General features: G+C 63.1%; 18 protein-coding genes. 17 read left to right on the top strand and 1 reads right to left on the bottom strand.

Going from position 1 to position 23,642, the window contains the following annotated elements; genetic code table 11:
* Positions 1-5: 5 nt before the first annotated feature.
* From AB3G35_RS16895 to AB3G35_RS16860, 8 genes are all read left to right on the top strand, one after another.
* Positions 6-1,442, top strand: coding sequence for a coniferyl aldehyde dehydrogenase (locus AB3G35_RS16895; RefSeq protein WP_369781794.1), 1,437 nt, complete (start codon positions 6-8; stop codon positions 1,440-1,442).
* A 155-nt stretch (positions 1,443-1,597) separates the two neighbouring features.
* The gene (locus AB3G35_RS16890) at positions 1,598-3,163 is read left to right on the top strand and encodes an amidase (RefSeq protein WP_369781793.1); all 1,566 of its coding nucleotides are present in this window, start codon (positions 1,598-1,600) and stop codon (positions 3,161-3,163) included.
* Between the two features lie 161 nt (positions 3,164-3,324).
* Positions 3,325-4,512 (top strand): acyl-CoA dehydrogenase family protein, encoded by a 1,188-nt coding sequence (locus AB3G35_RS16885; protein ID WP_086797540.1) that lies wholly within the window; start codon positions 3,325-3,327, stop codon positions 4,510-4,512.
* Positions 4,513-4,559: 47 nt separating this feature from the next.
* On the top strand, positions 4,560-6,305 hold the full coding sequence (locus tag AB3G35_RS16880) for an FAD-binding protein (protein ID WP_095003591.1): 1,746 nt from the start codon (positions 4,560-4,562) through the stop codon (positions 6,303-6,305).
* Complete coding sequence (locus AB3G35_RS16875; RefSeq protein WP_134048769.1) at positions 6,302-7,990, top strand: FAD-binding protein; 1,689 nt, start codon at positions 6,302-6,304, stop codon at positions 7,988-7,990. Before AB3G35_RS16880 ends, AB3G35_RS16875 begins: the two co-directional genes overlap by 4 nt.
* Positions 7,991-8,047: 57 nt before the next feature.
* Positions 8,048-8,809, top strand: coding sequence for an SDR family oxidoreductase (locus AB3G35_RS16870; protein WP_369781792.1), 762 nt, complete (start codon positions 8,048-8,050; stop codon positions 8,807-8,809).
* Between the two features lies 1 nt (position 8,810).
* On the top strand, positions 8,811-9,842 hold the full coding sequence (locus AB3G35_RS16865; RefSeq protein ID WP_369781791.1) for a 2Fe-2S iron-sulfur cluster-binding protein: 1,032 nt from the start codon (positions 8,811-8,813) through the stop codon (positions 9,840-9,842).
* A 19-nt stretch (positions 9,843-9,861) separates the two neighbouring features.
* Complete coding sequence (locus AB3G35_RS16860; RefSeq protein WP_369781790.1) at positions 9,862-11,448, top strand: FadD3 family acyl-CoA ligase; 1,587 nt, start codon at positions 9,862-9,864, stop codon at positions 11,446-11,448.
* A 1,337-nt stretch (positions 11,449-12,785) separates the two neighbouring features.
* On the opposite strand, the gene AB3G35_RS16855 is transcribed toward AB3G35_RS16860, so the two are convergent.
* Positions 12,786-13,571, bottom strand: coding sequence for an enoyl-CoA hydratase (locus AB3G35_RS16855; protein ID WP_016781262.1), 786 nt, complete (start codon positions 13,569-13,571; stop codon positions 12,786-12,788).
* A 143-nt stretch (positions 13,572-13,714) separates the two neighbouring features.
* Between AB3G35_RS16855 and AB3G35_RS16850 the strand changes: the two genes are divergently transcribed.
* The 9 genes from AB3G35_RS16850 to AB3G35_RS16810 all read left to right on the top strand — a co-directional run bounded on the left by AB3G35_RS16850 (position 13,715) and on the right by AB3G35_RS16810 (position 23,613).
* Positions 13,715-14,488, top strand: coding sequence for an SDR family oxidoreductase (locus tag AB3G35_RS16850; protein ID WP_369781789.1), 774 nt, complete (start codon positions 13,715-13,717; stop codon positions 14,486-14,488).
* Between the two features lie 53 nt (positions 14,489-14,541).
* Positions 14,542-15,519 carry a bifunctional MaoC family dehydratase N-terminal/OB-fold nucleic acid binding domain-containing protein gene (locus AB3G35_RS16845; RefSeq protein ID WP_134048763.1) on the top strand — a complete coding sequence of 326 codons (978 nt, stop codon included), beginning with the start codon at positions 14,542-14,544 and terminating at the stop codon, positions 15,517-15,519.
* A gap of 10 nt (positions 15,520-15,529) precedes the next feature.
* Positions 15,530-16,663, top strand: coding sequence for an acyl-CoA dehydrogenase family protein (locus AB3G35_RS16840; RefSeq protein WP_086797524.1), 1,134 nt, complete (start codon positions 15,530-15,532; stop codon positions 16,661-16,663).
* On the top strand, positions 16,635-17,054 hold the full coding sequence (locus AB3G35_RS16835; protein ID WP_016781258.1) for a MaoC family dehydratase: 420 nt from the start codon (positions 16,635-16,637) through the stop codon (positions 17,052-17,054). The genes AB3G35_RS16840 and AB3G35_RS16835 overlap by 29 nt, the downstream gene beginning before the upstream one ends.
* A gap of 18 nt (positions 17,055-17,072) precedes the next feature.
* Positions 17,073-18,251 carry a lipid-transfer protein gene (locus tag AB3G35_RS16830; RefSeq protein ID WP_016781257.1) on the top strand — a complete coding sequence of 393 codons (1,179 nt, stop codon included), beginning with the start codon at positions 17,073-17,075 and terminating at the stop codon, positions 18,249-18,251.
* Positions 18,252-19,421: an acyl-CoA dehydrogenase family protein gene (locus AB3G35_RS16825; protein ID WP_083369548.1), complete on the top strand. Its 1,170-nt coding sequence runs from the start codon at positions 18,252-18,254 to the stop codon at positions 19,419-19,421.
* A gap of 124 nt (positions 19,422-19,545) precedes the next feature.
* Positions 19,546-20,736: an acyl-CoA dehydrogenase family protein gene (locus tag AB3G35_RS16820; protein ID WP_086797522.1), complete on the top strand. Its 1,191-nt coding sequence runs from the start codon at positions 19,546-19,548 to the stop codon at positions 20,734-20,736.
* Between the two features lie 11 nt (positions 20,737-20,747).
* Positions 20,748-21,887 carry an acyl-CoA dehydrogenase family protein gene (locus tag AB3G35_RS16815; RefSeq protein ID WP_369781788.1) on the top strand — a complete coding sequence of 380 codons (1,140 nt, stop codon included), beginning with the start codon at positions 20,748-20,750 and terminating at the stop codon, positions 21,885-21,887.
* A gap of 37 nt (positions 21,888-21,924) precedes the next feature.
* A complete protein-coding gene (locus AB3G35_RS16810) occupies positions 21,925-23,613 on the top strand; it encodes a class I adenylate-forming enzyme family protein (RefSeq protein ID WP_134048757.1) in 1,689 nt (562 codons plus the stop codon).
* Positions 23,614-23,642 lie beyond the last annotated feature (29 nt).

The following is a 23,642-nucleotide window of genomic DNA, read 5'->3' as shown; positions in this document are numbered from 1 at the left end:
TGCCCATGACGTTCAGCAGCACTGCCCCAGAACAGCTGTCCAGCCTGTTGGCGGCGCAGAAAAAAGCCTTTATTGCGGCCGGCCCTGTCAGTGCCGAACAGCGCCGCGAGCGGATTCAGCGGGTGATAGAGCTGCTGGTGCGTTTTCAGCAACCCTTGGTCGAGGCGATGGACGCCGATTTTGGCGGCAGGCCCCAGGGCTTTTCCTTGATGAATGATGTGCTGGGTTCACTGGCATCGCTCAAATACGCCCGCGACCATCTCGGCCATTGGCTCGAAGACGAGCCACGCCAAGTGTTCGCGCCCTATGATCAGCTGGGCGCCAAGGCCTGGGTCATGCACCAGCCCAAAGGTTCCATCGGTATTCTGGGTACCTGGAATGCACCGCTGTTCACCTTGCTCAGCCCCTTGGCCTGTGTATTGGCGGCGGGCAACCGGGCGATCCTCAAACCCTCGGAAGTGGTGCCGCGCACGGCGCAGGTGCTGGCCCAGGCGTTTGCCGAGTTGTTCGACCCGCTGGAAGTCGCGGTGGTCAACGGTGATGCGCAGTTGGCGCAGGTGTTTACCGCACAACCTTTCGACCATCTGGTCTTTACCGGCAGCACCGCAGTCGCGCGCTCGGTGATGCGCAATGCAGCCGAGAACCTGGTGCCCCTGACCCTGGAGCTGGGGGGCAAGTCCCCGGTGATCATTTCCCGCAGTGCCGACCTGGCCAAGGCGGCCTTCAGCATTGCCGTGGCCAAGGCCAACAACGGCGGGCAGATCTGTATCAACCCGGACGTGGTCTATGTGCCCCGTGAGCAACTGGAGGATTTTCTCGCTCTGCTGGGCGCGGCTTACAGCGAGCTGCTGCCCACCACACAAGGCAACCCGGACGTGGTGGCGGTGGTCAATGACCGGCATTTGCAGCGCATCGAAAGTTATGTGCAAGACGCCCGCGAACGGGGGGCCCGGGTCGAGCATTTCCCGCCAGTGCAGTTGGACACTGGCGCTTCACGTCGACGCCCCCTGCAAGTGGTGATCAAGCCACCTCGCGACAGCCGCATCCTGCAGGAAGAAATCTTCGGCCCGGCGCTGGTGCTATTGCCTTATGAGCACCTTGAGCGGGCACTGGATGACATCCATTCGCGCGAGCGCCCGTTGGCGCTGTACTACTTCGGTCAGAGTGAAGAAGAGCAGCGCTATGTGCTGCAGCACACGATTTCCGGTGGGGTCAGCATCAACGACGTGATGATGCATGCGGCCTTGCACGATGCGCCGTTTGGCGGCATTGGCGCCTCGGGCATGGGTCATTACCACGGCCGTGAAGGCTTTCTGCAATTCAGCCATATGCGCACCGTGTACAAGGCCCCGGCCCATGACCCACGCCGCGAATGGGGCTTGCTGCCGCCTTACGGCGAGCACTTCTTGCCCACCATGCAGGCGATGGTCACAGCCGACTGATCCCCCTCAACTTTCTACTGTGGGAGCGGGCTTGCTCGCGATGCAGGCGGCGCGGTTTGTCAGCATCAGCCCGTCGATGGCATCGCGAGCAAGTCCGCCCCCACAGGTCAAGACAGATGGTTTTATAAAAACAATAACTGTTGTGGAGATTGACCTTGCCAAACCCTGCCGAAACACCTGAACAACCTGCCGGCTGGCCCCGTCGCCATGTGCTCAAGGCTGGCGCCCTGGCCGTGGGCGCGGGCCTGCTGGGACGGTTTGCCAATGCCGCCAGTAGCACAGCCATTTCACCCGCCGAGTATCTGGCAATGGATGCCACGGAGATGGCCCGCGCCGTGCAAAAGGGTGAGCTGAGACCCGAACACCTGCTGGCTGCGGCTATGGCCCGCTGTGATGCGGTCAACCCCAAGGTCAATGCCGTCAATATGCGCCACGACGATTATGCCCAGGCATTGCTCAAGGCCCGCAGTACCGCTGGCGTGGCCAGCAGCGGCGCCCTGGCCGGGGTGCCGATCCTGATCAAGGACCTCAACACCTACCTGCAAGGCACCCCCACCAGCAACGGCTGCCGCCTGTACAAGGACGCGCCGCCAGCGCCCCACACCAGCACCCTGATTGCCCGTTATCAGGCGGCCGGTGCCGTACCGTTTGGCAAGACCACTTGCCCGGAATTCGGCCTGACCACCACCACCGAATCTTTGCTCTGGGGGCAGACCCGCAACCCCTGGAACCTGGGCAAAAGCGCCGGCGGCTCGTCCGGGGGGGCGGCTTCGGCGGTAGCCGCAGGTATTGTGCCGGTGGCCCATGCCACTGACGGCGGTGGTTCGATCCGTATCCCGGCGTCCTACTGCGGCCTGGTCGGGCTCAAGCCCACGCGCTACCGCACCCCCAGCGGCCCGGGCAAATACGAAGGCTGGTTTGGTGCCAGCGTGGCCAATGTGGTGTCGCGCAACCTGCGCGATATGGCGCTGTTTATGGATGTGGGGCAGGGGCATGAGGCGGGCAGCCCGTACTGGGCCAAGCCGCTGGTGCGCCCGTATGTTGAAGAGTTGCGTGCTGCTCCCGGTCGTTTGCGCATCGGCCTGGTGCGTGACTCGTTGACCGGCGCGCCATTGGACCCGGCCGTGGCCAGGGTACTGGACGACACCGCCCGGCGCCTGGCCGCCCAGGGCCATGAGGTGCAAGAGCTGCGCCTGAATATCGACCCGCGCCAGCTGTTCGGTGCCCACGGTTCGGTGATTGGCGATGCCCTGCTGACCATGGTGCGCGACCGCGAACAGGTACTGGGCCGCAGTGCCACGGCCGATGACTATGAGCGCATCACCCAGGTGGTGCTGGGCAATGCGCAAAAGGTCACGGGGGAGGGCTTGTACCGGGCGCGCCAGTCGTTCGAAGGCATTGGCGGTTATATGGAAGATCAGTTCCAGGCCTTTGATGTGATCCTGTCGCCGGTGACGGCCAATGTCACCCCCGATCTGGGCCTGCTGAGCCTCGATCAGCCCTGGGACAGCTACGCCCATAATGCGATGGGCAGCGCGGCCTTTACCGTGCTGGCCAATGTCAGCGGGCAGCCTGCATTGTCATTGCCGGTGGGCATGAGCGACAGCGGTCTGCCCATTGGCATGATGTTTACGGCGCCACTGGGCGGTGAAGACGTGTTGCTGCGCCTGGGGGCGCAGATCGAGCAGGACCGGCCGTTTGCCAAGTTGCCGGTGGTTTAAACGCGCCCTCAGCCTGACCCTCGCCCCCAGGGAGAGGGTCAACCTCACCGCGATCTGGCGACTAGTCCGCTTTGACGATGATCGCCAACCCCGCTGGCGGGATTATTCGTCACACACCGCCCGCGCATTCGCGCAGCGAGAGACTGACGGAGAACACACGGATGGATCAGATACGAGAGAAAAGTCCGATTGAGCTTGAGCTGCTGCAACGTGCGCGTGATCTGATCCCCGCACTCAAAAGCCGTTCAGCCCAGGCGGACAAGGATTGCAAGCTGCCCGACGAAACCATTCGTGACATGCAGGAAGCCGGTTTGTTTCGCGCCCTGCAACCGAAAATGTGGGGCGGCCATGAAGTCGATCTGCGCACCTTTTTCGAGATTCAAATGACCTTGGCCGAAGGCTGCATGTCCACTGCCTGGGTCTTCGGCGTGGTCGGCGTACACCCGTGGCAACTGGCTCGCTACCCGGTTGAGGCCCAGCGCGATGTGTGGGGCGAAGACAGCTCGGTGCTGGTGGCCTCCACCTATATGCCGGTGGCCAAGGTCACCCCGGTCAAGGGTGGCTATCAGGTCAGCGGGCGCTGGGGGTTCTCCAGTGGCAGCCAGCATGCCCAATGGTGCCTGCTCGGCGGTATTGTGCCGCAAGACGAAACCGGCCCCACCGAACACGGTACTTTCCTGATCCCGGCCAGCGACTACCGCATTGAACAGAACTGGGACGTGCTGGGCCTGCGCGGCAGTGGCAGCCACGATATCGTCGTCGAAGACGCCTTTGTCCCGGCCCATCGCGTGCAGCGCACCAATAACTACAGCATCGAAGCCACGCCGGGGCGGTTGGTCAACACCAATCCTATGTACGCCATCCCGTTTGCCCAGGTGTTTGCCCGCGCCGTCTCGACATCGGCCCTGGGCGCCCTGCAAGGCGCCATCAACGAATTCCGTGACAACGCGGCCAAGCATATCGGCAAGCACGGTGCCAAAACCGCCGAAGACCCTGCGGCACAGGCCGCCGTGGCCGAAGCCATCATCACCGTCGACTCGCTCAAGCTGGTGCTGATGCGCAACTACGCCAACCTGATGGCGCTGGCCGCTGCCGGGGAATACCCGGATGTGGAAACCCGCTTGCTGTACCGCTACCAATCCTCTCATGTGACCAATGTGTGTGCCGACCGGGTCAGTGACCTGCTGCGCTGCATGGCCGCCTCTGGCCTGTACCACACCAACCCGGTGGCGCGGTTCTTCCGCGACCTGCACCAGGCCCGCGGGCATATCGCCAATAACGAGGCGGCCTACCGTCGCAGTTACGGCCTGGTGCAACTGGGCCTGCCCAACGCAGACCCGTTTGTTTGACCTGATCCACCTTCAAACCTCTGACCTCAGCGCAAGGCATAACAATAATGACGGCTCACGATCAGTCTCAGTCCAGCTATGACGTAATTGTTGTCGGCTCCGGTGCCGGCGCCATGACCTCGGCCCTGTTTGCGGCTGATCAGGGCCTGTCGGTTCTGATTGTCGAAAAAAGTGATAAATACGGCGGGACCTCGGCCATTTCCGGCGGCGGTATCTGGATCCCCAACAACCATTACTTCGCCGCAATCGGCGGCCAGGACAGCCCAGAACTGTCCATGCAGTACCTCAAGGCTGCAACCGGTGAACACGGTGACCCGCAGCGCCTGCAGGCGTATCTGGACAACGCCGCGCCGATGATCAAAAAGCTCACAGCCAGTAGCCATGTGCGCTATGCCGTGGCGGCCAAATACCCCGATTACTACCCGCAACTGCCCGGCGCCTTGCCTGGCGGTCGCACTCTGGACCCGGAGCTGTTCGACACCAGCCTGCTGGCTGAAGAACTGCCCAACCTGCGCAAGCCTTCACCCTCCACCCTGTTGATGGGGCGCATTGCCTGGACCGCCCGCGACGCGCACAAGGCCATGGCGCGCAGTTTTGGCTGGCAATGGCTGATTTTCAAGTTGATGGCGCGCTACAAGCTCGATTTCAAATGGCGACGCAAAAGCAAATACGACCGCCGCGCCGCGTTGGGCAGCTCGCTGGTGGCGTCGTTGCGGCGTTCGCTGATGGACCGCAACGTGCCGCTGTGGCTCAACACCGACTTTCAGGATGTGCTGCTCGACGGTGACCGGGTGTGCGGGATCAAGGTCGCCACCGGCGGCAAGGTGCTGGAACTCAAGGCCCGGCGCGCAGTGATTTTCGGCTCCGGCGGTTTTGAGCAAAACCAGACCCTGCGTGAGAAGTACCTGCCGCAACCCACCCGCGCGAGCTGGAGTGCCACGCCACCGGGCAACAATACCGGGGCAGCGCTTGAGGCTGGCATGCACATTGGCGCCGCCACCGCGCTGATGGACTGGGCCTGGTGGGCACCGACCATCGCCGTGCCCGGTGAAGAAAAACCGCGTGGCGTATTTGCCGAGCGGGCATTCCCGGGGGCCATCGTGGTCAACAGCCTGGGCCGTCGCTTTGTCAACGAGGCCGCGCCGTACCTGGAATTTGTCGATGCCATGTACCAGGACAACCAGAAAACCGATGGCCGCTCGGTACCGTCGTGGGTGATCTTCGACGGCCACTTCCGGCATACCTACGCGATGGGCCCGTTGATGCCGGCCCAGGTGGTTCCCGACAGCCGTCTGCGCAAGGAATGGCTCAACACGGTGTACTGGAAGGCCGATAGCCTGGAGGCGCTGGCCATGCAGATCGGCGTCGATGCCCAGGGGCTGGCCAACACCGTGCAAAAGGTCAACGGCTACGCGCAAAGCGGTGTCGATCTGGACTTTGAGCGCGGCGCCAATGTGTTCGACCGTTACTACGGCGACAGCAATGTCAAACCCAACCCGTGCCTGGCACCGTTGCGCAAAGGCCCGTATTACGCCATGCGCCTGGATGCCGGTGATATCGGCACCAAGGGCGGACTGTTGACCAACCGTCATGCTCAGGTGGTGCGCGAAGACGGTCAGCCGATCCCCGGCCTCTATGCCATCGGCAACTGCTCGGCGTCGGTGATGGGCACCAGTTACCCCGGTGCCGGTGGCACCCTGGGCCCGGCCATGACCTTCGGCTATATCGCCGCCAACCATATCGCCAGTGCTGTGTCGGCACCGGCCAGTGCCAAGGTGCGGGTGCTGTCATGAGCCGGAGCACAAAAACCGCCAGCAACAGCAAGATCCTCGCGCCCCTGCACGCTGATCGCCTCAGCGCCCGGGACTGGCATGACACCTGCGATGTACTGGTGATCGGCTGGGGCGCGGCGGGTGCCTGCGCTGCGCTGGAGGCCAGCAGTACTGGCGCCCGGGTGATGGTTGCCGACCGCTTCATGGGCGGCGGTGCCAGTGCCAAGAGCGGAGGGGTGGTGTACGCCGGTGGCGGCACGCAGCACCAGCAGGCCGCAGGTTTCAGCGACAGCCCGCAAGCCATGTTTGATTACCTCAAGCATGAAACCCAGGGCGTGGTCAGCGATGCCACCCTGCACAAATTCTGCGATGACAGCGTCAGCAACCTGGCCTGGCTCGAAAGCCACGGCGCGCGTTATGCCCACAGCGTGCCGCCGGGAGGGAAGACCTCATACCCGTCCGATGGCTATTTCTTGTATTACTCGGGCAATGAACTGGTGCCGTCCCATGCCGGCACCCAGGCACCCGCTCCCCGTGGCCATCGTACGGTGGGCAAGGGCCAGTGTGGCGCGGTGCTGTACGGTCATTTAAAAGCCGCATGCCTGCGGGCCGGGGTGCAACCGTTGCTGCAGTCAGCGGCGCGGCGCCTGGTGGTGGATGACAGCGGCCGGGTGGTGGGTGCCGAATTCTGGAGCTTGCCGGCGGGCAGCCGCGAAGCCCTCTTGCATGAGCGCTTGGCGGCGCGGGCCGAGCGCCTGCAGAACTTCGCCCCCGGTTATTGCGACCGCCTGCGGCAAAAGCTCAGTGCGCTTGAGCGTGATCATGGCCAGCCGCTGCTGATCCGCGCCCGGCGCGGGGTGGTGCTGAGTACCGGTGGCTTTATCTTCAATCGCGGGTTGATTCGCGATCATGCGCCCAACTTTCGGCGCAACTTCAAGGTGGGTGCCACCGGCTGCGACGGCAGCGGTTTGCTGCTGGGGCAATCGGTGGGGGCCAGAAGCGAGCGGCTGGGCCGGGTGTCGGCCTGGCGCTTTATCAACCCGCCGCACTGTTGGCCCAAGGGGATTGTGGTCAACAGCAACGGCCAGCGCTTTTGCAACGAAGAAGTGTATGGCGCCACCCTGGGCCAGCCACTGTGCGATGAACAGGGGGGCCAGGCCTGGCTGGTGCTGGATGCGCGTCTGCGCAAACAGGCGATCCGCCAGGCGCTGTTGGGCGGCTACTGGTGGTTCCAGGCGTTGCCGGCACTGGCCTTGATGCTGCTCAAGGTACGCAAGGGCGACAACCCGGACAAATTGGCCAATGTGTGTGGCATGCAGGCGGGTGAGTTGAGTGCTGCACTGCGCGCTTATAACGCCGCCGCGCGAGGTGATGCCCCGGATGCCTTTGGCAAGTCTGAAGGTAGCCGCCAGGTGCTGGACAAGGGGCCGTTCTATGCCTGCGATATCAGCGTCGGCAACCCGATCTTTCCGCTGGGGGCGCTGACCCTGGGCGGGCTCAAGGTCGATGAAAATAACGGCGCGGTGCTCGATAACAATGGCCAGCCGATTGCCGGCCTGTTCAGTGCCGGGCGCACCGCCATTGGCGTAGCGTCGCACCTGTATATCAGCGGGCTGTCGTTGGCCGATTGTGTGTTTTCGGGACGTCGTGCGGGCCTGGCGGCCAGCACTGCCAATGCGCAAAGAGAGACCCTTGAAACGGTTTGAGAAAGGGTTGCAAACCTGCTCCCACAGAGCCGGCATCCTCAATAAAAGGACAAAAACATGAGCGCACGTGTTGCAGGCAAGGTGGCGTTGATCACTGGCGGTGCCAGTGGCGTAGGCAGGGCCACGGCGCTGCTGCTGGCCCGTGAGGGCGCCCGGGTGGTGATCAGCGATATCGATGTGGCCGGCGGCCTGGCCCTGGCCGAGGAGATCGGCAGCCAGGCGCTGTTTGTCGAGCACGACGCGGGCAGCGAAACAGACTGGGCGCGGGTCATTGAAACCGTGCGCAAACACCACGCACGGCTGGACATCCTGTTCAACAACGCCGGCATCCTGCTCAAGGGTGATATTGAAAATACCACCTATAGTGAATGGCAACGGGTGCAGCGCATCAATGCCGACAGTGTCTTCCTGGGCTGTCGCGCTGCCATAAGCCTGATGAAAGAAGGTGAGGGCGGCTCCATCATCAACATGTCTTCGATTGCGGCCGTGGCCGGACGCGATGATTACGTTGCCTACAGCGCTTCCAAAGGCGCCGTTGCTGCCCTGTCACGCACCGTGGCGGTGTTGTGCCGCCGGCGCAAATACCGCATTCGCTGCAACTCCCTGCACCCTGACGGCATCCTTACGCCCATGACCACCGCCGGCCTGCCCGCGGGGCTCGACCCGTGGAGCCTGACCATCGATGCCGACCCGATGGGACGCATGTGCCTGCCTGAAGATGTGGCCGCCAGTGTGTTGTTCCTGGCCAGTGACGAGTCCCGCGCCATCAGCGGTATCGAGCTGCGCATCGACAGCGGCCAGTTTGTGATGAGTATCTGACATGAACCAACCTGCGTACTTCTCCCTGCGCGTGGCGCAAATCGTCACTGAAACAGCGGACTCCAGATCGCTGGTATTCGATGTTCCCCTCGCCTTGCGCGAACGGTTTGCCTATAAGCCCGGGCAATTTTTGACCCTGCGCGTGCCGTTTGACGGCGGCTGGTTACCGCGCTGCTATTCACTGTCAAGCACCCCGCTGCAAGACGAACCGTTGCGTGTGACCATCAAGCAAGTGCGCGACGGGCGCGCCTCCAACTGGCTGTGCACGCAGTTGAGCGAAGGCGATCAGCTGCAGGTGCTGGCACCGGCGGGGGTGTTCGTGCCCCGGCATTTTGATGATGATTTTGTCTTGTTTGGCGGGGGTAGCGGCGTCACGCCGGTGCTGTCGATCCTGCGCTCGGCGCTGATTGCCGGCACGGGCCGGATCCTGCTGATCTACGCCAACCGCGACGAGGCCTCGGTGATCTTCGCCGCTGAACTCAAGGCCCTGGCCAGCGCCTACCCTGAGCGCCTGCAAGTGATTCACTGGCTGGACTCGGTACAAGGTATTCCGGCGGTGGCGCAACTGGCCCAAATGGCCCGGCCCTTTGTGCACGCCCAGGCGTTTATCTGCGGCCCCGGGCCGTTTATGGACGCCGCCGTCAGCGCCTTGCACGACATCGGCATGGAGCACGGGCGCATTCATGTCGAGCGTTTTGTCTCGCTGCCCGAAGAAGGCAGCGTGGCGGCCCAGGCCCCGGTCAACACCGAGGTCATCGGCAGTCAGCTGTCGGTGCGCCTGGACGGTGAAGAATTTGAAGTGCCCTGCGCCGAGGGCGAAACCCTGCTTGGCGCCATGCAGCGCGCGGGCCTCAACCCGCCCAGTTCCTGCCTGGTGGGCTCCTGCGCCACCTGCATGTGTACGCTGGAGCGCGGCAGTGTCGAGATGCTGCGCAACGATGCCCTGGACTCACAAGAACTGAATGACGGCTGGGTGCTGGCATGCCAGTCAGTGCCCAGCAGCGAACACCTGCGTGTGTGCTTTCCCGAATAACTTGCCAGACGAGTGACCGATGACTTCCAGCCCGCAACAGAACCTGCCGCGCTCGATCCCGCAACTGCTGTTCAACGCCTCAAAGCAACATGCGGGGCGCACGGCCATCGAAGAGCACGGCGAGTGCATCGATTACAGCGACCTGCCGCGTCTGGCCCTGGCCGTGACCCGCAGCCTGATGGCCCAAGGCATTGGCAAGGGCGACCGGGTGGCGATCTGGGCACCCAACGGGCGCGACTGGATCATCGCCGCACTGGGCATCCATTGTGCGGGCGCCGTGATGGTGCCGATCAACACCCGCATGAAAGGCGGCGAAGCGGCCGATATCCTGCAGCGCAGCGCCAGCCGTTTGCTGTTTGTGCAGCCGATGTTTTTGGGCACAGATTACCTCGCCTTGCTGGCACCGTATCGCCCGGCCAGCCTGGAGTGCCTGGTGCTGCTGGGTGAAGCCCCGTCGGCCAGCGCCAAGGGGCTGGACTGGGAGGGCTTCTTGTCCTTGGGCGCGGCCACCAGCGAAGCGGCAGCGCTCTTGCGTGCGGCCAGTGTCAGCGGTGAAGACCTCAGCGATTTGCTGTTCACCTCCGGCACCACCGGCAAGCCCAAAGGCGTGATGAGTGCCCACGGGCAAACTATCCGCGCCTTTGGCGAGTATGCGAAGGTGATTGGCTTGCAGGCCGGTGATCGATATCTGGTGATCAATCCGTTTTTCCATGCCTTTGGCTACAAGGCAGGCTGGCTGACGTGCCTGTTGGCGGGCGCGACGATCCTGCCGCACCCGGTGTTCGATGCCGAAGCGGTATTCCAGCGCATCGCCGCCGAGCGCATCAACGTGTTGCCGGGACCGCCGACCCTGTACCTGTCGATGCTGGCCCATCCCAAGCTGGCCGAAACCGACCTGTCGAGCCTGCGCATTGCCGTGACCGGAGCGGCCACCATCCCGCCGATCCTGATTGAGCGCATGCGCCGCGAGCTGGGTTTTTCGGTGGTCACCACGGCCTATGGCCTGACCGAGTGTGGTGGCCTGGCAACCATCTGCGACCCCGGCGACAGCGCGACAGTGATAGCCGGCACCAGTGGCCGGGCGATCCCGGGCACCGAAGTGAGTATCCGTGACCCGCAGAACCGGGCTTTGCCGGCGGGCAGCACGGGGGAAATCTGCCTGCGCGGTTTTCATGTGATGCAGGGTTATTTTGAAGACCCGCAAGCCACCGCCGACACCATCGACAGTGAGGGTTGGCTGCATACCGGCGATATTGGCGAGCAGGACGCAGCGGGTAACCTGCGCATTACTGACCGGCTCAAGGACATGTTTATTGTCGGCGGGTTCAACTGCTACCCGGCGGAGATTGAAGCCGGCCTGATCGAGCACCCGGCCATTGCCCAGGTGGCGGTGATTGGCGTGCCCGATGAGCGCATGGGGGAGGTGGGCTGTGCCTGTGTGGTGTTGCGCCATGGCCGGCAGCTGGATGAAGCCGGGTTGATCCAGTGGGCGCGTGAGCACATGGCCAACTACAAGGTGCCGCGGCTGGTGCGTTTCTATGTGGCGCTGCCGGTGAATGCGGCGAACAAGGTGGCGAAGAATGAGTTGCGGGCGGGGTGGAAATAGGGATCCTGCGCGAAGCGGCCGCCGCCGGGTTTAACTGTTGTCTTGCGTATATATTCGGCATTTGTGTCTAACTGAAATTATGGTTTCGCCCTTACGGCGAGTCGCTTTTTCCAGACGCCGAAAAAGTAACCATGGGCCTGCCCCTGGCGTCCGGCCTTCGCTGTGCTCAGGTTTCCTTGTTCCGGCTCTGCTCGGCCTCCCGATGGGACGGATAGATCAAAATCAAAAGCCCCTGAGGCGGCCGACCGGCCGGCCTGTTTGAATGCGGGATTAGCGACCGACATATGTTCTCTGTGGGAGCCGGGCTTGCCCGCGATGCAGGCACCTCGTTCTACCTGGATGACCAAAGTGCTGCCATCGCGGGCAAGCCCGCTCCCACAAGAGTTTTCGTTGTTTAATTATTTTGCTTTTGCCACTCGATTATCCAAACAACGGGAATGCCCATAGCAGCGCCCGAGTGAAGGCAGAACCCCAGAGTGCCGCGACGTATAGAGTGGATATGTACTCGATGGTTTTAACGGGTGTACCGGGTACATATCCAGAATTTGTGTCTAACCGAAATTATGGTTTCGCCCTTACGGCGAGTCACTTTTTCCAGGCGCCGAAAAAGTAACCAAAAAGGCTTGCCCCTGGCGTACGGCCTTCGCTGCGCTCAGGTTCCCTCGTGCAGGTTAGCTCCGTGGGCACGCCGCCACGGGCCATCCATGGCCCATCGCGGCTCTCCCGGCAATCCATGCCGGGAGGCCCACTGCGCAGAACCTCCACTCGGCCTCCCGATGGGGCGGGTAAATCAAAATCAAAAGCCCCTGAGGCGGCCGACCGGCCGGCCTGTTTGAATGCGGGATTGGCGACCGACATATGTTCTCTGTGGGAGCCGGGCTTGCCCGCGATGCAGGCACCTCGTTCTACCTGGATGACCAAAGTGCTGCCATCGCGGGCAAGCCCGCTCCCACAGGGGGGTTGGCGTTATTTGAGATTTTTGCTTTTGCTGTTGCCATGCGATTGTCCAGACAACGCGAATGCCCCTCACTCAGGGACTCGCCGCAATGGCGAAACCATAATTTCAGTTGGACAATAATGCTGGATATGTACTCGACTCAACGGTTTTCCTGTAGTCGCTGAAGAGCGTAGCGAGGCTGCGTATCCTGAAGCAGTGCCGCGTGGGCGTTGATGCCAGGGTTGATGCTGAACAGAGTGGTTTCGAAGGGCAGGCGGGGTGAGTCGTTCTTGGATTCAGTGCAATACCTTCAGCCCGGCAAAAATCTACAGCATCCCCCGATCAGTCCCCTCTCCCTAAGGGAGAGGGCCAGGGTGAGGGCGCTTTTGCTTTAAGAGGCTCAGTTACCCTCAAACCGCGCCGCACGTTTTTCGATAAACGCCTGCATCCCTTCCTTCTGATCCCGGGAGGCAAACAGCAGTGCATTGGCTTTGCGCTCAAGGGCCAGGCCGGTCTCCAGCGGCCCGTCCACGCCCGCCAGTATCACTTCCTTGATTTGCTCGGCCGCCAATGGCGGCATGGCCGCGATCACTTGCGCCATCTCCAGGGCGTAAGCCTGCACCTGATCATCGTCCACCAGGTTGCTGACCAACCCTGCTACCCAGGCTTCTTCAGCGCTGATCGGCTGCCCGGTCAGGGCCATGCGCATGGCCTTGGCCTTGCCCACCGCCCGCACCAGGCGCTGGGTGCCGCCGATGCCCGGCATGATGCCGATGCGTATTTCAGGCTGGCAAAACCTGGCGCTGCGCCCGGCCACAATAATGTCCGCCAGCATGGCCAGCTCGCAGCCACCGCCGTAGGCGTAGCCGCACACCGCCGCAATCACCGGTTTGGGGCAATGCTGGATCGGCGCCCAGACCCGCTCGGTATGGCGCTGGTAAATATCGATGGGGCCAACCCCCGCCATGCTGTTGATATCGCCACCTGCTGCAAACACCGTGTCACCGCCGGTCAGCAGAATGCAGCGCACATCAGGGTCTGCCGCCAGTTGCGTGAAGTAGTGTGATAACAGCGCCTGCAATTCAAGGCTCAGGGCGTTGGTGGCCTGGGGTCGGTTAAGGCGCAGCAGGGCCACGCCCGGGGTCGGAAATTCAAGCAATACCGGCGCGGCAGATGGGTCTGACATGGGCTTCCTCATTAACGGGGGCTGTCACCACAGCGTGCGCTGGATTGTTGCGCCCGGCCGAGTGTGGTTCATCGTCCGTTCAGACGACGAGCAGCCCACCGATTGCCCCTAGAGTGGCTCCATCAGTAGAACAGGAGCACGTCATGGGCCAACTCTCAGGGCTGGACTACAGCGGTAAGGTGGTGCTGGTTACCGGCGGTACCAAAGGCATCGGTGCCGGTATTGCCTGCAGCTTTCTACAGGCCGGCGCGCAGGTCATCGTCTGCGCCAGGACAGCGCCTGAGGTGTTGCCTCACGCAGGTTCGGCACAGGCCGTGTTCATGGCCTGCGATGTGCGTGACGGGGGTTCGCTCAAGGCGCTGTTCGACGGCATTCGCGCCGATTTCGGTCGCCTCGATGTGGTGGTCAACAATGCCGGTGGCAGCCCTGCGGCCGAAGCGGGCAGCGTATCGCCACGTTTTCATGAAGGCATCATCCGCCTCAATCTTATCGCCCCCCTCAATGTTGCCCAGCAGGCCAATGCCCTGATGCAGCAACAGGCCGAAGGTGGCTGCATCGTGTTTATCGGCAGTATCAGCGCCTTGCGTGCATCGCCCGGCACTGCGGCGTATGGCGCAGCCAAGGCCGGGGTGCTGGCCCTGGTGCAATCGCTGGCCGTGGAATGGGCGCCCAAAGTGCGGGTGGTCGCGGTCAGCCCGGGGCTGGTGCTTACCGAACAGGCACACCTGCATTACGGCGACGAACAGGGCATCGCCGCTGTCAGCGCCGGGATCCCGGCCGGGCGCATGGCGCTGCCCGAGGACATCGGCAACGCCTGCCTGTTTATCGCTTCGCCTTTGGCCGGTTATGCCAGCGGCTGCAATTTGTTGTTGCACGGTGGCGGCGAGCGCCCGGCGTTTCTCAGCGCCGCGCATTGACGACCTTCAGCGGCGACCACCGGGTCGCTGCCCTTGACACGCAGGAGACGAACTTGGCTGATTCTCAATTGCTAACCGACGTGCGCGCCCTGGTGGGGCGTGAATATGGTCGCGTCTACGCCTGGGACGAAGTCAACGCCCCGATGATCCGCCAATGGTGCGAGATCATGGGTGTGGACAACCCGCTCTACAGCGACCCGGCGGTTGCCGCCAGCAGCGTCCACGACGGCCTGGTGGCACCGCCTGCAATGCTGCAGGTGTGGTGCATGGAAGGTTTTCACCAGAACAACTACGCCCCGGGTTCGACCCGCGAAAACCCCTATGAAGTGCTCAAGCTGATCGAGTCCTACGGCTACCCGTCGGTGGTTGCGGTCAACTCCGAGCTGACCTTCGAGCGCAATCTGCGCCCGGGTGAAAAGCTCTACTACACCACCCGGCTGGAGTCGGTGGGGGATGAGAAAACCACCGGCCTGGGCACCGGTTTTTTTGTCACCCTGGTGATGGATTACTTCGTTGAACACAAAGCGGGTGACGAGGCCGTGGGCCAGTTGCTGTTTCGCGTGTTCAAGTTTCGCCCGGCCAATAATCATGCCGTTGCAGCGGCGCCGGCCAAGGCCGAAGCCCCGCCTGCGGCCAAGCGCCCCAAGCCGGGCATGAGCGATGACACGCGGTTTTTCTGGGAAGGTTGCGACGCGGGCAAGCTGCTGATTCAGCGCTGCAGCCAATGCCAGACCCTGCGCCATCCTCCGGCGCCGGTGTGCATCGAGTGCCACTCCTTCGACTGGGACAGCGTGCAGGCCAGCGGCCGCGCCAGCCTGTATTCGTTCGTGATCATGCATTACCCCGAAGTCGCACCGTTCGACCACCCCAACCCGATCGGCCTGATCGAGCTTGAGGAAGGTGTGCGGCTGGTGGCCGGTCTGGCGGGGGCAACGCGTGACGAGTTGCGCATCGGTCAGCCCTTGCAACTGGAATTTCACACCTTTGACGGCGAGCTGACGTTGCCAATGTTCCGGCCTGTGGCCGAGTAAGGGAGCCAGCATGGATTTCGAATTTACCGAAGACCAGCGCGCCATCGCAGAAATGGCCGGCAGTGTGTTTGCCGACTATTGCACCGATGACCGTTTGCGCCAGTTCGACACCTGCGAACAGGCCTATATGCAGCCCCTGTGGCAGCTGTGCGTGGAAACCGGGCTGCAAGCCCTGGCCATCCCGGAAGCTCAGGGGGGCAGCGGGCTGGGGATGACCGAGCTGATGCTGGTGTTGCAGGCGCAGGGCGGGGCCCTGGGGCAAGTGCCGTTGTGGCGTCACCAGTTGGCGGCCGCGACCCTGGCGCAGTTTGCCCAGGCCTCTTTGTCGTCGTGGGCCGTCGAAGCCGCGGCGGGCAGGGCGCTGCTGACGCTTGACCTGAGCGGTTTGCATACCGCCCAGGGTATGCGCTTGCACGCTCGAGCGGCTGACGGTGGCTGGCGCATCGACGGTCAGGTGGGCGCACTGGCGCTGGCCGAGCAATCACAGGCGGCGTTGCTGCTGGTGAGTGTCGAGGGTCAGCCGCGGCTGGCGCTGATCGAACTGGCCAACACGGCGATCAAGCCTGTCGCCGGGCGCATGACCCACGGCGAAGCGATAGCCGACCTGCATATCGACGGCCTGCTGATTGGCGCCGAACACCTGCTCCCGGCCGCCGCCCTCGACTGGCTTGAGCCGCGTGCCATCGCGGCATTGGCAGCGTTGCAACTGGGGGTGAGCAGCGAGCAGATCCGCCGCACTGTGGAGTACGTCACCGAGCGGCGCCAGTTCGAACGCAGCATCGGCAGTTTTCAGGCGGTGCAAATGAGTATGGCCAACGCCCATATCGCCCTCGAAGCCCTGCGCAGCACCTTGTGGCAGCTGTGCTACCGCCTCGACGCCGGGCTGCCGGCACCGAGCGAAGCCCTGGCCACGGCCTGGCAAGCCTGCGAAGCCGGACACTTGATCGGGCACAACGCCCAGCATGTGCACGGCGGCATCGGCGTCGACCTGACCTACCCGATGCATCGCTTTCTCTACTGGAGCCGCGCCCTGGGCTGTGCCCTGGGTGGGTCGGCCGCATGCCTTGAACGCCTCGGCGACTGGCTGAGCCATAACGACAAGCTGGGATGGAAATATGACCTTGCAGAACACCAAGCGCTTTGACGACGTGCGCCCCGGCGAAACCCTGCCGGAACTGGCCATCCCGATCACCGTGGCATTGGTCACCGGCGGCGCGATTGCCACCCGTGACTACTTCCCCGGCCACCATGACCTCAATGCGGCCCAGGCCCTGGGATCGCCGCATATCTTTATGAATATCCTCACCACCAACGGCCTGGTGCAGCGTTATGTCGAAAGCTGGGCGGGGCCCGAGGCACGTTTTAGCGCGCTGAAAATCAAGCTCGGTGCGCCGAATTACCCCGGTGACAGCATGACCTTCAATGGCGCGGTAACCGGCCATGACGCGGCCACCCGCACGGTGGAAATCACCCTCAGCGGCAAAAATTCCATGGGCAACCACGTGACCGGTACGGTCGCGCTGGTTCTGCCCTGATCGCGGGAGACAACGCACATGACGCAATCGTCACTCTCGGGCCGCGCAGCCATTGTTGGCCTGGGCGCAACCGAATTCTCGAAAAACTCCGGGCGCACCGAGCTGCGCCTGGCGCTGGAAGCGACCCTGGCAGCCCTGCAGGACGCCGGTATCGACCCCAGCGAGGTCGAGGGTTTCAGCTCGTACTCGGTGGACAAGGTGCCGGAATACGAAATCGCCCGCTTGCTGGGCTGCAAGGACGTCAAGTTCTTCTCCCAGGTTCCCCACGGGGGGGGAGCGGCCTGTGCGCCGATCATGCACGCGGCCATGGCCGTGGCCACCGGCGTGGCCAAAGTGGTGGTGGTGTACCGCGCCATGAACGAACGCTCCTGGTATCGCTTTGGCAGTGGCAGCTACGGCTTTGCGTCGACGCCGATCTTCGAGAACGTCAACTACGGCTGGTACATGCCCCACGGCCTGCACACCCCGGCATCCTGGGTCGGGATGTTTGCCCAGCGCTACATGCACACCTACGGTGCCACCTCGCAAGACTTCGGTCGCGTGGCGGTCGCCGTGCGCGATTTTGCCGCCACCAACCCGGCGGCGTTTTTCTATGGCAAACCGATCACCCTCGAAGAGCACCAGGCCTCGCGCTGGATCTGCGAGCCGCTGCACCTGCTCGATTGCTGCCAGGAATCCGATGGCGCGGTGGCGATGGTGATTACCTCGGCCGAGCGGGCCAAGGACCTGCGCCAGAAGCCGGTGATGATCAAGGCCGGCTCGCAGGGGATCACCTCAGGCCAGCAGATCATGACCTCCTTCTATCGCGATGACATTACCGGGCTGCCGGAAATGGGTGTGGTCGCCAAAGAGCTGTATCGCCAGTCGGGCCTTGGCCCTGATGCGCTGCAAACGGCAGTGATCTACGACCACTTCACTCCGTTCGTGCTGCCGCAACTCGAAGAGTTCGGCCTGTGCGAACGCGGCGAAGCCAAGGAATTTATCCGCGCCGGGCACCATGCGCGTGGCGGCAAGTTCCCGATCAATACCCACGGCGGGCAATTGGGCGAGGCCTATATCCACGGCATGAACGGCGTGGCTGAAGCGGTGCGCCAGGTACGCGGCAGCGCGGTCAACCAGGTCGACCATGTAGAAAACGTATTGGTCACTGCCGGTACCGGCGTGCCTACCAGCGGCCTGATTTTGGGAGCAGCCTGAATGTACGTCGACCTCACGCCCGAACAACACGCCCTGCGCCTGAAGGTGCGGGACTACTTCCAGAACCTGATGACCCCGCAGCTGCGTGAGCAATTGCGCGGCAAAGAGGGCGGCGAACTGTACCGCGACACCATCCGCCAGATGGGGCGCGACGGCTGGCTGGCCGTGGGTTGGCCCAAGGAACACGGTGGCCAGGGCTACGGCCCCACCGAGCAGTTCATTTTTTTTGAAGAGGCCAATATTGCCGGTGCGCCGTTGCCGTTCGTGACCATCAGCACGGTGGGGCCGGCGTTGATGGCCCACGGTACCGAACTGCAAAAGGCCAGGTTCTTGCCGGGTATCGCCGCAGGGGAAATCATCTTCGCCATCGGCTACTCCGAGCCGGATGCTGGCAGTGACCTGGCGGTGCTCAAGACCGCGGCACGGCTTGAGGGTGACACGTTTGTGGTCAACGGCGCCAAGCTCTGGACCTCGGGCGCGGAGTCGGCGGATTACATCTGGCTGGCGGCGCGTACCGACCCCGAGCGGCCACGGCACAAAGGGGTGTCGATCCTGATTCTCGATACGCAGGCCGAGGGTTTCTCGGCCACGGTGATCCCCACCACCAGCAACCCGACGACGGCCACCTTTTACGACAACGTACGGGTACCCAAAGACATGCTGGTAGGCGAGCTGAACGGTGGCTGGAAGCTGATCACCGCGCAGCTCAACCATGAACGGCTGGGCCTGGGGGCCTGGTCGGACAAGGTCGTGGGGCTGTTTGGCCGGGTGCTGGCGTGGGCCAGGGCGGCGGATGAAAACGGCGTGCGGGCGACAGACAAGGCCTGGGTGCGTGCAGGGCTGGCCCAGTGTTATGCCCGGCTGGAGGCCATGCGCCTGATTAACCTGCGCATTGCTGCCGACCTTGAGCGCGAGCGCATGGACGTGGCACTGGCCTCGACCACCAAAGTCTACGGCTCGGAATCGGGGATCGAAATCTTGCGCACGCTGAGCAATATCGTCGGTGCCAATGGTCTGGTGCGCAGTGGTTCTGCCGCGTCCCTGTTGCATGGCGACCTGGAGTACGAAGTGCGTGCTTCGGTGACCCTGACCTTTGGCGGTGGCACCAATGAAATCCAGCGCGAGCTGATTGCCCAGTTCGGTTTGGGCATGCCGCGTACCCAGCGTTAAACATTGCCGAAAGCCTGTAGCCGCTGACGAGGTACGAGGCTGCGACAAGGGGCGCAGGCCCTTCAGATCACCGGCGCAGCCTCGTACCTCGTCAGCGGCTACAAGAACCGAAAGGTGAACAACCATGAGCACGATTGACCAGTTCAGAGAACAAACCCGCAGTTGGCTTGAGGCCAACTGCCCGCCCTCGCAGCGCAAGGCCATCCCGGAAGGCGAGATGGTCTGGGGCGCCCGCGAGATGGAGTTCCCCAGTGCAGACGCGCAAGTGTGGTTCGAGCGCATGCGCGACAAAGGCTGGTTCTGCCCCGAATGGCCGGTCGAATACGGCGGCGCAGGGCTCAGTGACGAATACAACGCAGTGCTCGAGAGCGAGCTGCGCCGCCTCAAGTGCCGCCCGCCACAGATCAACCTGGGTATCTGGATGCTGGGCCCGGTGCTGCTGGAATTCGGCACCGAAGCACAGAAAAAACAGCTGCTCACCCCCATGACCCGCGGCGAGGTGCGTTGGTGCCAGGGCTTCTCCGAGCCCAATGCCGGCTCTGACCTGGCCAGCCTGAAAACTTCGGCCCGGGATGCCGGCGACCACTTTGTGGTCGATGGCAGCAAAATCTGGACCTCCTACGGCGACAAGTCGGACTGGATGTATGCCTTGGTACGCACCGACCCAGCAGCCGGCAAGCATGCGGGCATCAGCCTGATCGTGCTGGATATGCAAAGCCCGGGTGTCAGCGTCGCGCCGATTGATTTGATCAGCGGCAAGTCGGCGTTTTGCCAGGTCTTTTTCGACGCCGTCAAAGTGCCGAAAAGCCAACTGATCGGGCCGCTGCACGGTGGCTGGAACCTGGCCAAGCGGCTGTTGCAGCACGAACGCAAGGCCATGTCCAAGTTTGGCGAGTTCAGCTTGCCCACTCACTTTCATCTGCTGCCTCTGGTCAGCCAGTACTTGCCCGACCCTTCGGGGCAAAGCGAGTCAGCACTGATGGCGCGGGCAGTGGCCACGGCGATGAACGAGCACAGCTACAACCTGACCGTACAGCGCATGGCTGAAGAAGCCCGCGCCGGGCAGGACGTCAGCGGGTTGATGGCGATCATGAAACTGGTCCACACCGAACAGGAACGTGACAAGTTCGAGGTGCTGCTGGATGTCATGGGCTATCACGCGCTCGGCTGGGACCAGGGCACCTTCACAACCCAGGAACAGGCCATCACCCGTGGCTGGCTGAACAGCTTTGCCCTGACCATCTCTGGCGGCTCGTCGGAAGTGCAGCTCAACGTTATTGCCAAGCGGGTCCTGGGCCTGCCTGACGTGAAGTAAGGAAACTCACCATGAACCTGCTTTACAACGAAGATCAACGCATGCTGGCCGACAGTGCCCGTGAGTTCCTTGCCGCGCGCAGCCCGGTATCGCGCCAGCGCGCCTTGCGCGATGAGGCCCTGGCGGGCGGCTTTGACCCGCAACTGTGGCAAGACGCCGTGGCACTGGGCTGGAGCGCGATTCCTTTTCCCGAGAACCTCGGTGGTCTGGATTTCGGCTGCAAGGGCCTGGGGCCGATTTTTCAATCCATCGGTTGCAACCTTAGCGCTACGCCGCTGCTTTCCAGCGTGGTACTCAGCGGTACGCTGCTGCACCTGCAAGGCAATGCGCAGCAGCAGGACCGCTGGCTGTCGGCGATTATCAGCGGTGAGCGGCGTGTAGCGCTGGCGCTGGACGAACAGCCCCGGCACAACCCGACAAAAGTGGCGATGCAAGCCGTGGCCAATGGCGGCGGCTACAGCCTGAGCGGGGATAAATATTTCGTCATCGACGGTGTGGGCGCCGACGCTTATCTGGTAGCGGCACAGACCGGCACGTCGGGGATCAGCCTGTTCCTGGTGCCGGCAGCTGCCCCGGGCCTGACCGTCAACCCGTTGCCGCTGATTGACTCACGCAACCATGCGCGCTTGCACCTGCATCAGGTACAGGTCGGGGCTGATGCCTTGCTCGGCGCCGCCGGGTCGGCCTTGCCAGCGCTCAACAGAGCCCTGGACCGTGGCCGCGTATGCCTGGCGGCCGAGATGCTGGGCATGTCCGAAAAACTCTTCGACATGACCCTCGACTACCTCAAGACCCGTGTCCAGTTCGATGTGGCGATTGGCACCTTCCAGGCGCTGCAACACCGTGCGGCACAACTGTATGTGGAACTGGCACTGGCGCGCAGCGCGGTGATGGCCGGGCTGGACGCACTGGACGCCATCAGCCTGAGCGAGGGTGAGCGTCAGCGCCTGGCCAGCCTGGCCAAGTGGAAAGCGGGGCAGATGGCACTCAAGGTGGTCAATGAGGCGGTACAGATGCACGGCGGCATCGGCGTGACCGACGAGCTGGATGTGGGGTTGTTTCTCAAGCGCATCCGCGTGGCCCAGGCCTGCCTGGGCGATGCCGATTTTCACTGCGAGCGCTATGCAGCTCTGGAGCTGGCGCACGCTTGAGCCTGTAGCGAACTGTTCGAGTCAGGAGAATAACAAAATGAAACTTGAGCAATGGCAGAGCGCCTGGCAGCAGTTGATTGGTGCCGGCTCGCCTTTTGAAGTACTGACGCCAGCGGATGGCGGGGTGAAGTATTTTCGCCACAGTGCAGCCAGCGTCTGGGCCGCGATCGACAGTGGCCGCGTACACGGTGATCGTGAATTTCTGGTGTGGGAGCAGCAGCGCCTGACCTTCGCCCAGTTCTTCGATCAGGTGGACCGCCTGGGCGGGCAACTGGTGCAGCGCTTCGGCGTGCGCAAGGGCGATCGTGTGGCAATTGCCATGCGCAATCAACCAGCATGGTTGGTCGCGTTTGCCGCTATCCAGCGCTGTGGTGCGGTGTGTGTGCCGCTCAACAGTTGGGGGCTGCGTGACGAGTTGTTCCACGGCTTGCAGGACAGTGGCGCGCACCTGTTGCTGTGCGACCCGCCGCGCTTGCAACTGTTGGCTGACGACCTGCGTACGCAAGGACTGGCAACCCTTGTGGTGGGCCTGGACGACGGCGTGCTGCTGGAGGAACACTGCCAGCGCCTCGAAGACCTGCTGGCGGCACCGACGCTGAATGTGCCGGTGCAGCCCGTCACGGCCCAGGACCCGGCCATGATCCTCTACACCTCTGGCACCACGAGCCTGGCCAAGGGTGTGCTGTCCACCCACGGTGCGGTGTGCCAGGCGCTGGTGGCGCTGGAGTTTCAGGGCGCGTTCTGTGCGTTGAGTTCGCCGGAGCGCATCAGCGTGGTGATCAACAGCGGCTATGCCCCCACCACCTTGATGGCCGTGCCGCTGTTCCACGTCAGTGGCCTGCATGCGCAGTTTTTACTGGCCTTGCGCAGCGGCCGGCGATTGTTGCTGATGTACAAGTGGGATGTGGAAAAAGCCTTTGACCTGATCCGCGATGAGCACTGCACCCAGTTCAACGGGGCGCCGGTCATGATGCAGCAACTGCTGACCTCACCGCGCTTTGGTAGCCCCGACACGGCCAGCCTGTTCGGTCTGGGCCTGGGCGGTGCGGCCCCGTCCAGCAGCCTGCTGGCCCACCTGACCCAGCGCAAGCCTGAAGCCATCGGCGGCAGCGGCTACGGCCTGACCGAAAGCAATGGCATTTGTGCTGCGATCGGCGGCGACCAGTTTGTCTACAAACCGGCGTCGGCGGGCTGGCCGCTGCCCATTGTCGATGTGCGCATTGGCGACAGCCCCGAGCGGCCGTTGCCCAGCGGTGTCAGCGGGCTGATCTGGGTCCGTTCGCCGACCCTGATGAACGCTTACTGGAACCTGCCCGAGGCCAGCGCCCAGACTCTGCAACAGGGCTGGCTGGACACCGGTGATATCGGCCTGCTGGACGAGGAGGGCTTCCTCTACATCACCGACCGGGCCAAGGACCTGATCAATCGCGGCGGCGAGAAGATTGCCGCTGCCGAGGTCGAGTCCTGTGCCTGTGAAATGCCCGGTGTGATTGAAGCCGCGGCTTTTGCCGTACCCGACGATGTACTGGGAGAAGTGGTGTTTTTGGTGGTGCGTGGCGAGCCGGCGTCAACCCCGGATGGCGACACGGTGCGCAGCTTTATTGCGCAGCGCCTGGCGAGCTTCAAGGTGCCGGCGCAGATTCATGTCCAGCACACACCGTTTGCCCGCAATGCCTCGGGCAAGACACTCAAAAGTGTGCTCAAAGAGCTGCTTGTAACGGCCTGAATAGTCTTAGTGGACGATGTACTCGCTGC

Origin of the sequence: Pseudomonas sp. WC2401 (genome assembly GCF_041200115.1) — a bacterium.
GTDB lineage: Bacteria > Pseudomonadota > Gammaproteobacteria > Pseudomonadales > Pseudomonadaceae > Aquipseudomonas > Aquipseudomonas fragi.
The sequence above is the reverse complement of the archived record's forward strand: the minus strand, read 5'-3'. Positions and strand labels throughout refer to the sequence as shown.

What these genes read in the sequence shown, in the direction of transcription:
- AB3G35_RS16865 (WP_369781791.1), top strand. Translation starts at nt 8,811, where the DNA reads ATGAACCAACCTGCGTACTTCTCCCTGCGCGTGGCGCAAATCGTCACT.
- AB3G35_RS16850 (WP_369781789.1), top strand. Translation starts at nt 13,715, where the DNA reads ATGGGCCAACTCTCAGGGCTGGACTACAGCGGTAAGGTGGTGCTGGTT.
- AB3G35_RS16880 (WP_095003591.1), top strand. Translation starts at nt 4,560, where the DNA reads ATGACGGCTCACGATCAGTCTCAGTCCAGCTATGACGTAATTGTTGTC.
- AB3G35_RS16810 (WP_134048757.1), top strand. Translation starts at nt 21,925, where the DNA reads ATGAAACTTGAGCAATGGCAGAGCGCCTGGCAGCAGTTGATTGGTGCC.
- AB3G35_RS16870 (WP_369781792.1), top strand. Translation starts at nt 8,048, where the DNA reads ATGAGCGCACGTGTTGCAGGCAAGGTGGCGTTGATCACTGGCGGTGCC.
- AB3G35_RS16860 (WP_369781790.1), top strand. Translation starts at nt 9,862, where the DNA reads ATGACTTCCAGCCCGCAACAGAACCTGCCGCGCTCGATCCCGCAACTG.
- AB3G35_RS16830 (WP_016781257.1), top strand. Translation starts at nt 17,073, where the DNA reads ATGACGCAATCGTCACTCTCGGGCCGCGCAGCCATTGTTGGCCTGGGC.
- AB3G35_RS16835 (WP_016781258.1), top strand. Translation starts at nt 16,635, where the DNA reads ATGACCTTGCAGAACACCAAGCGCTTTGACGACGTGCGCCCCGGCGAA.
- AB3G35_RS16855 (WP_016781262.1), bottom strand. Translation starts at nt 13,571, where the DNA reads ATGTCAGACCCATCTGCCGCGCCGGTATTGCTTGAATTTCCGACCCCG.
- AB3G35_RS16815 (WP_369781788.1), top strand. Translation starts at nt 20,748, where the DNA reads ATGAACCTGCTTTACAACGAAGATCAACGCATGCTGGCCGACAGTGCC.
- AB3G35_RS16840 (WP_086797524.1), top strand. Translation starts at nt 15,530, where the DNA reads ATGGATTTCGAATTTACCGAAGACCAGCGCGCCATCGCAGAAATGGCC.
- AB3G35_RS16825 (WP_083369548.1), top strand. Translation starts at nt 18,252, where the DNA reads ATGTACGTCGACCTCACGCCCGAACAACACGCCCTGCGCCTGAAGGTG.
- AB3G35_RS16820 (WP_086797522.1), top strand. Translation starts at nt 19,546, where the DNA reads ATGAGCACGATTGACCAGTTCAGAGAACAAACCCGCAGTTGGCTTGAG.
- AB3G35_RS16875 (WP_134048769.1), top strand. Translation starts at nt 6,302, where the DNA reads ATGAGCCGGAGCACAAAAACCGCCAGCAACAGCAAGATCCTCGCGCCC.
- AB3G35_RS16895 (WP_369781794.1), top strand. Translation starts at nt 6, where the DNA reads ATGACGTTCAGCAGCACTGCCCCAGAACAGCTGTCCAGCCTGTTGGCG.
- AB3G35_RS16885 (WP_086797540.1), top strand. Translation starts at nt 3,325, where the DNA reads ATGGATCAGATACGAGAGAAAAGTCCGATTGAGCTTGAGCTGCTGCAA.